This window comes from Schnuerera sp., assembly GCF_035459645.1.
In the GTDB taxonomy this organism is placed as follows: Bacteria; Bacillota; Clostridia; order Tissierellales; family Tepidimicrobiaceae; genus Schnuerera.
This window is the reverse complement of record NZ_DATHXO010000230.1, coordinates 1-8,504: the sequence shown is the minus strand read 5'-3', so window position 1 is coordinate 8,504 and position 8,504 is coordinate 1. Positions and strand designations below refer to the sequence as shown.

Here is an 8,504-nt window from a genome sequence, read left to right as displayed (position 1 = left end):
GATTCCCATCATCATTAAATAAAATATACCTCTCTGTAGATTATATATGAAGGTGGAGAAATTTTACAAAATAATTTTATTTTATATTAGGAACAATATATGAAAGGTCTCAACAGAAGAGGGGTATATAAATGATAAGATATAAACAATTGGTTACATTGGATATAATAGATAAAGCAACTAATGAATCTATTGGGAAAATTATGGATATACTTTATTCCCATGATTTAAGAAAAATAGAATATTTAATAGTTAAAAACAATAACCTGATTAAAAACAAGGCGCCTATTCCATATAAGGATATAAATTTTATAAATAGCAATCAAGCTTTATATTTAGAAGATATTAAAATTTTTCAAAAAAAATTAAATGAAAATATTGGTGGTAAATTTAAATTTATCGATAAAGAGATTAAGCTTGAAAACGGAGAATGCGTTGGGTATATAAAGGATATTGTTATAAATAAGGAAGATGGTTCTATTAGTGGTTTTATAATTACCGAAGGATTAATTGAAGATTTAATAAAAGGAAGGAATTATATTCCATTTTTAAAGAACACCTATATTAAAGATAATTCTGTCTATATACCTTATAAATCTATTGTATAAATTATTTAAATTACAATATTTACAAAAAATAAATGGAATTAAATATTTGTAAAGTGAAAGAATAATATATATAAAGTAAAAAGGAGAGGATATAGACATGAATAATAATGGCTTTAGAAATGGAGCTCTTTTAGGAGGTATATTAGGTGCTTCTTTAGGAATGATTTTTGGAACTAGAATGGGACCAATGCAGAAAAGAAGGATCATGAGAACTGCTAGAAGAGCAAAATCTACTTTATTTAATGGTATGAACTCATTATGGGGATAGGCAGCTAGTGGCTGCCTATTAAATTAATAGGATGGAGACAAGTATTATGAATGTACATTCATCAGTGTTAATTAGAAATTTAATAATAATTATATCTACCCTTTTAATTCTAGGTATTTACTATTTAATACATATTGGTAATAATTACGTAGATTCTAATAAACAAATTAAAATTAATAAGAAAAAGGTATTACCTTTTTTATTGACATTGATTATTATTTATTCATTTTATTTATTATCTAAAAGATATGGTATATTATCTGATACCCTTTATACAATAATTATTTCTGCAGTTCTGGCCTATTTATTTAATCCTATAATTAATTTTTTTGAAAAACGCAATATACCTAGAGGCTGGGGAATTTTAATAGTATATATGGTTATTATAGGTGTTGTTTTTATATTGTCATTTTTAGTGATACCAAAAACTGGAAGGGAAATCAAAAGGTTTGTAAATATTATTCCAATATATTTTGAGAAATTCTCTCAATTTATAGACAATCTATATTACAAATATTATACAAATATTGATAATATGCCTCCTATTTTACAAGGTATAGAGGGAGTTATATTAAATAGCTTTCAGAATGTTGAAAATGTAATAATAACTAGTGTAAGTAAATTTTTTGAAGGCATAATATCTACTTTTTCAAAGGTAGTTAGCCTAATACTAATACCAATTTTAACATTTTATTTCTTAAAAGATAAGGAATATTTTAAGAATAAGATTTACTTAACTATTCCTAAAAAACGAAGAAAAGAAGTTAAAGAATTATCTTTAGAAATAGATAGAGCCTTAAGCCAATTCATAAGAGGTAGATTAATACTAGCTATTTATGTAGGGATTGCAACAACTATTTTGTTATTAATTTTAAAGATAGAATTTGCAGTAGTTATTGGAATAATAACTGGTATTGCAGATATTATACCTTATTTTGGACCTTTTATAGGATTTTTACCAGCTGTCTTTTTTGCTTTATTAAACAGCCCTGTCAAAGCCATATGGGTAGCTATATTGTTTGTTGGGATACAATGGGTAGAAAACAATGTTTTAGCCCCTAAAATAATTGGAGAAACTACAGGAATACATCCTGTCACTATATTATTGGCATTGGTAATAGGTGGAGGAGTATTTGGAATTATGGGTATGATATTTTCAATTCCAGCAGTAGCAGTGTTTAAAATATTGTTTGGATTTTTTATGGAAAAGATAAGGAAAAGAAATGGATAGCAAATTTGATATATCGATTTCAATATGTTTGACAAAAAATTAAGTTTAAATTATAATCCAAATATAGGTATGAACGTGAATTCTCGTCCCTTTGATGAGGGACGAATTTTTTTAAAAAATTAAGAGAGGTGTATACTGATGAAGAGTATGGGCTTACATGAAATAAGAAAAGAGTTTTTAGAATTTTTTCGAGAAAAAGGTCATTTAATTTTACCGAGTTTTTCCTTAGTACCTAAAAGTGATAAAAGCTTATTATTGATAAATGCTGGTATGGCTCCTTTAAAACCTTATTTTACTGGAGAAAAAACTCCTCCTAATAATAGGGTTGTAACTTGCCAAAAATGTATAAGAACCGGAGATATAGAAAACGTAGGAAAAACAGACAGGCATGCAACTTTTTTTGAAATGCTAGGTAACTTTTCTTTTGGAGATTATTTTAAAAAGGAAGCCATAGAATGGGCTTGGGAATTTTTAACTGAAAGGATGGGAATTCCAGAAGAGGCTCTTTGGGCATCTATATATCTAGATGATGAAGAAGCTTATGAGATATGGAGCCAAGTTATCGGACTAGATGAATCAAAAATTGTACGCTTAGGCAAAGAAGATAATTTTTGGGAATTAGAGGTAGGACCTTGTGGACCTTGTTCCGAAATATATGTAGATAGAGGAGAAGAATATGGCTGTGGGTCATCAAGTTGTCAGCCTGGCTGTGAATGTGACAGATTTATTGAGGTATGGAATTTAGTATTTACTCAATTTGATAAGGACGAATCTGGAGAATATCATCCATTAGAACATCCGAATATTGACACTGGAATGGGTCTTGAGAGAATAGCTGCAGTAATGGAAAAAGCAGATAATATTTTTGAAGTTGGTGAAATAAAAAAAATACTTAAAAAAGTAGAAAGTATATCTGGCAAAAAATACGGTGTAGATTCTAATGTAGATACTTCTATCAGGGTTATCACTGACCATGTAAGGGCAATAACTTTCCTAGTATCAGATGGAGTTCTACCTAGTAATGAAGGTAGAGGTTATGTGTTAAGAAGGTTAATAAGAAGAGCTGCAAGACATGGAAAGTTATTGGGGATTAAGGGAGTATTTTTAAATAGTATTGTAGAAAGTGTAATAGAGTCTTGGAAAGTAGAATATGAGGAGATAAAAGAAAGAGAAGAACAAATAAAGAAAGTAATAAAGGCAGAGGAAGAAAAATTTCAAGAAACTATTCATCAAGGGATTCACATATTGGAAGAATATATAGAAGAAATAATAGAAAAAGATGAAAAATATTTAGATGGAAAGAAAGCTTTTAAACTATATGACACCTATGGGTTCCCCCTAGACTTAACTAAAGAAATATTACAAGAAAAGGGATTGTCAGTAGATGAAGATAGGTTTAACCAACATATGGAGGAACAAAGAAATAGAGCTAGAAAGGCTAGAGAAGAGTTTTCTGATTCAGGATGGAAAAATGGAAATCTGGCAGAATTTATAGAAGGATACAACACTGTATTTAAAGGATATAAAAGCACTATATTGGAAACAGAAGTAATTGGAATATCTATAGATGGACATATGGTCGATGAAATAGAAAAAGGACAAGAAGGTATTTTAATATTAAAGGAAACTCCTTTTTATGCTGAAAGTGGTGGACAAATAGGAGATATTGGGTATGTAGAAAAAGAAAACTTCAAAGGGAAAGTAATGGATACTAAATATACAAAAGATGATACTATTATTCACTTTGTTGAAGTTGAAAAAGGAAGTTTAAATCTTAAAGACAAGGTAATTGCAAAAGTTGATAAAGCAAATAGGCAAAACATTATGAGGAATCATTCTGCTACTCATTTACTTCATAAAGCATTGAAAGAAGTTTTGGGAGAGCATGTAAATCAAGCAGGCTCGATAGTGTTACCAAATAGGCTAAGATTTGACTTTACTCATTATGAAGGAGTCGAAGAGGGAAAACTAAAAAGGATAGAGAAAATTGTAAATGATAAAATATTTGCTTCTTTAGAAGTGAAGACTATGGAAATGACACTAAAAGAGTCTGAAGAAATGGGTGTAGTTGGATTATTTGAAGATAAATATAAAGATATAGTTAGAGTGGTTCAAATGGGGGATTATTCCAAAGAGTTATGTGGAGGTACTCATGTAAACAATACAAATAATATTGGTATTTTTAAAATTATTAGTGAATCCAGCATCGCTTCTGGAGTTAGAAGGATTGAAGCTATAACAGGTAATGCAGTTTATGAATATTTAGACGGACTAGAACAAGATATTAATCGAATATCACAAATTGTAAAATCTAATAGAAATGATATTATAGGAAAGATTGAAAATATTACTGAAGAGTTGAAAGAAAAGGATAAACAGATAGAATCTTTAAAATCTAAGATGGCATCATCTATTGCTGAAGAAATATTGGATTCTAGAAAGGAAATTAACGGAATAAATATTATTATGCACAAAGTAGATAATATGGATATGAACAGTTTAAGAAATTTAGGAGATGAACTGAAAAATTCTATAAATAGCGGCGTTATTGTTTTAGCTAGTGTTAGCAATGGGAAACTTTCCTTTGTTTCAATGGTGACTAAGGATTTAATTGAAAAGGGAATCCATGCAGGGAATCTAATTAGAGAAGTAGCAAAGATTACTGGTGGTGGCGGTGGTGGCCGTCCAGATATGGCTCAAGCAGGAGGAAAGGATATTTCTAAAGTTGAAGAAGCTTTAAGTATGGTATCAACAATTATTGAAAAACAACTTAAATAAATATTAGCCTTTTTGGGCTAATATTTATTTTCATACTGTATATTATATAAATGATATGATATAAATATTATAGGGGGTGTTATTATGAATAAAAATTTTAATGAGACAATGAAGTTTGAACCACCTAAGGAAAATATAAATGAGGCAAGAAAGATTATTTTAACCGTCTATAATGCATTAAAAGAAAAAGGCTATGATCCAATTAATCAAATTATAGGCTATATACTATCAGGGGATCCAACTTATATTACAAGCCATAATAACGCTAGAAGTTTAGTTAGAAAAATTGAAAGAGATGAATTATTAGAAGAGATTTTAGGAAGTTATTTGGAGGAAGAAAAATAAGTTTAGGAGAGAATTTTAAGTGAAAAAAGCCAGGATATTTATCACATTTTTTGTTGTTTTATTTATATTGTTTTTTATTTTAGAAATTGGTTATAGCAATGATAATTTTAATGCAGATCATAATGTTTATATTGTTGTGGCGAACAAATTAACCCTTTCGGATATTGATAAAATGTCTAATTTTAAAATGTTAATAGAAGATGGAAATTTTGGACTAATGAATGTAAGAGGAATTAGTAGCTATAGAGGAGCTGGAAGTTTTGCTACTATAAATGCATCTAACAAAACTTCTGCTAATAATGAAAGTAGTCAATTTCATAATTTGGATAATAAATTAAAAGAAATTTATGAAAATAGAGCTGGTAAATTAGATAAAGAATATGAAATAGCTAATATGCAGATAGGTAGATTGCATAATCAAAATGAAAATAACAGGTACTCCCCATTTATCGGTGCATTAGGCCATATGTTGCATAAGGGAGGACATAAAACTGCTGTTTATGGCAATAGTGATACAGATATGCAATTTATAAGAACTTCTGCATTAATACCTATGGATTCTAAAGGTCTTATTGATTATGGGAATATAGATGATATTCTTATTGAAGATTTAGATTATCCCTATGGAATTAAAACAGATTATGACAAAATATTGGATGAAATATGGGATATTAAATCTAAAGCTTCTTTAATTGTAGTAGATACAGGGGATTTAAATAGACTTAATAGCTATAATAATTTTTTATCAGATGATAAATTGCATCAAAAAAGAAATATGATTTTACAAGACATTGATACTTTTATAGGGGATTTAGTTAATATAATTGGTAAAGACAAATCCTTGTTAATGATTTTCAGTCCAAATAGTGGAGAGGAAAGGATTGATGGAAATAGATTATCACCAATTCTTATATGGGGAAAAGGTGTAGAAAAAGGTATACCTATTTCTGCTACTACCAAAAGACCAGGGGTTATTTCTAACTTAGATATTTCTCCTACAGTTCTAAACTTTTTAAATCTTAGTATTGAAAATATGGGTGGAAACAATATTAACTATATAGAAAAGTACAATTCTTTTAAATATATAGAATCTATAAATGGGCGTATTAATCTTATGTCAAGAGTAAGAGGAAAGACTTTATTATTATATGGAACTGCTAGTATTGTGATTATGTTAATGGCTTCAGTTATATTTTTATTTAAAATTAAACTGAATAATAATTTGAGGGAATGGATGCAAGTATTGTTATTATTACTATATGGACTTCCAATGATATTTATAATAAATTCTTTGTTTAAAATTGACACTCTTTTTAAATTTGTTGCTAGTTTAGTAATTATTTTAGGGCTATTTACTTATATATTTAAAAAAACCAATGTTAAAAGCTTAATATTTTTTATTACCTATTCCTATTTTATAATAATTGCTGTAGATATATTGTTTAACGGTATTTTTACTAAATACTCAATTATTAGCCATGATCCTATTATAGGAGCACGATATTTTGGTATAGGAAATGAAATGGTTGGGTTGTTTTTAGTTGCAACTACATTAACAGCAGGATTACTTCATCAAAAGTCTAATAAAAAAAGTAGAACTATTTTGGTTTTATTTATGGCTATTTTTACTGTAGGACATCCTAAATTAGGGGCTAATGTTGGAGGCACAATAGCTCTATTGTCTGCCACTATATTTTTTATATTGGAACTAATGAATAAAGAGCTGAATTTAAAAAATATGACATTAACCTTAGTCATAGTTATTATAACCATTGGAATTTTAGGCTATATAGATATAAAGTTTAATCCCAGTCCAACCCATTTAGGCAGTACTTTATTATCTATAAATAATACGGGTATAGGCTTAATGAAGAATATAATAGATAGAAAGTTATTGATGAATATTAGACTAGTAGGTATATCATTTTGGACAAAGGTGATAATTATAAATGTATTTATACAAATTATGGTTTCATATCTATTTAAAGATAGGATTAATAACTTTATGAATACAGGATTAGGAAAGGGCTATTTAGCATGTATAATAGGTAGTATAGTAGGTTTTTTAGTGAATGACTCTGGTTTAATATTATCTGGGATAACAGTTAATATGATGACAATATTTTTAATTTTTATTATTTTATATAACAAAGAAATATATACAAAATAGGAAGTGGACTTAAATTGAATAGAGTAAAATTAGGAAATACTAGTATAGAAGTTTCAAGATTATGCTTTGGTTCTTTAACTATGACTCCTTTTCAAGCAAATTTGACTGTAAAAGAAGGAGCATATCTTATTCAATATGCTTATGATAAAGGTATAAATTTTATTGATACTGCTGAAATATATGATAATTATAATTATATAAAAGAAGCATTAAAGGGTATAAAGAGAGAGGATTATGTTATTACAACTAAATGTTATGCATATACTAAAGATATGGCCAAACAGAGTTTAGAATTAGCATTAAAAGAAATAGGAACTGATTATATAGATATTTTTATGCTTCATGAACAAGAAAGTATTCATACATTAAGAGGACATCAAGAAGCTATAGAATATTTTCAAAAAGCAAAAAAAATGGGTAAAATTAGAGCCATAGGAATTTCTACTCATAGGATAAAGGGAGTTTTAGGAGGAACAATTTCTGAATCTATTGATATTATACATCCTATTGTCAATAAAGAAGGAATTGGGATTCAGGATGGAAACATAGAACAGATGTTAGTTGCTATAGAAAAAGCTTATAAAAGTGGTAAAGGGATTTATGCTATGAAACCTTTAGGTGGAGGTCATTTAATTCCTAAAGCTCAAGAGGCCTTTAATTTTGTTAAGAATATACCGTATATACACTCTTTTGCCATTGGAATGCAGTCAAAAGAAGAAATAGATTGTAATATTGGATTGATTGAAACGGGAAATATACCAGATAAACTAAAAAATAGTTTAAGCAATAAGAAGAGAAGGTTAATAGTGGCTGATTATTGTATAGGGTGTGGAAATTGTGTAAATATTTGTAAACATAATGGAATTGAAATTATAGATGGTAGGGCAGTACCTAATGAAAACTGCATACTTTGTAGTTATTGTGCAAGAAACTGTCCAGAATTTTGTATAAAGATAATATAAAGGTGGATAATATGGAAAGAATAATGGGATTAGATGTAGGTGATAAGACAATAGGTGTTGCGATAAGCGATCCTTTATTGTTTACTGCTCAAGGACTTAAAACTATTTTTAGAGAAAGCAATAAAAAAGATATTAAACAAAT

At 28.3% G+C, this 8,504-nt stretch carries 8 protein-coding genes; all 8 read left to right on the top strand.

What is annotated here, in order from left to right; all coding sequences use genetic code 11:
* The first annotated feature begins 131 nt into the window (after positions 1-131).
* Entirely contained in the window at positions 132-608 is a 477-nt protein-coding gene (locus VK998_RS05455; protein ID WP_325226360.1) for a PRC-barrel domain-containing protein, read from the top strand.
* Positions 609-705: 97 nt separating this feature from the next.
* Positions 706-876, top strand: a complete 171-nt coding sequence (locus VK998_RS05450; protein WP_325226359.1) for a hypothetical protein — start codon at positions 706-708, stop codon at positions 874-876.
* Between the two features lie 46 nt (positions 877-922).
* Complete coding sequence (locus VK998_RS05445; protein ID WP_325226357.1) at positions 923-2,107, top strand: AI-2E family transporter; 1,185 nt, start codon at positions 923-925, stop codon at positions 2,105-2,107.
* Between the two features lie 138 nt (positions 2,108-2,245).
* Positions 2,246-4,885, top strand: a complete 2,640-nt coding sequence (gene alaS / locus VK998_RS05440; RefSeq protein ID WP_325226355.1) for an alanine--tRNA ligase — start codon at positions 2,246-2,248, stop codon at positions 4,883-4,885.
* An 84-nt stretch (positions 4,886-4,969) separates the two neighbouring features.
* Entirely contained in the window at positions 4,970-5,230 is a 261-nt protein-coding gene (locus VK998_RS05435) for an IreB family regulatory phosphoprotein (protein ID WP_325226354.1), read from the top strand.
* 19 nt (positions 5,231-5,249) lie between these two features.
* Positions 5,250-7,400, top strand: a complete 2,151-nt coding sequence (locus VK998_RS05430; protein WP_325226352.1) for a hypothetical protein — start codon at positions 5,250-5,252, stop codon at positions 7,398-7,400.
* Between the two features lie 14 nt (positions 7,401-7,414).
* Entirely contained in the window at positions 7,415-8,362 is a 948-nt protein-coding gene (locus VK998_RS05425) for an aldo/keto reductase (protein ID WP_325226350.1), read from the top strand.
* Between the two features lie 11 nt (positions 8,363-8,373).
* Positions 8,374-8,504 (top strand): Holliday junction resolvase RuvX (gene ruvX / locus VK998_RS05420; protein ID WP_325226361.1); only part of this gene is annotated, 131 nt, incomplete at its 3' end.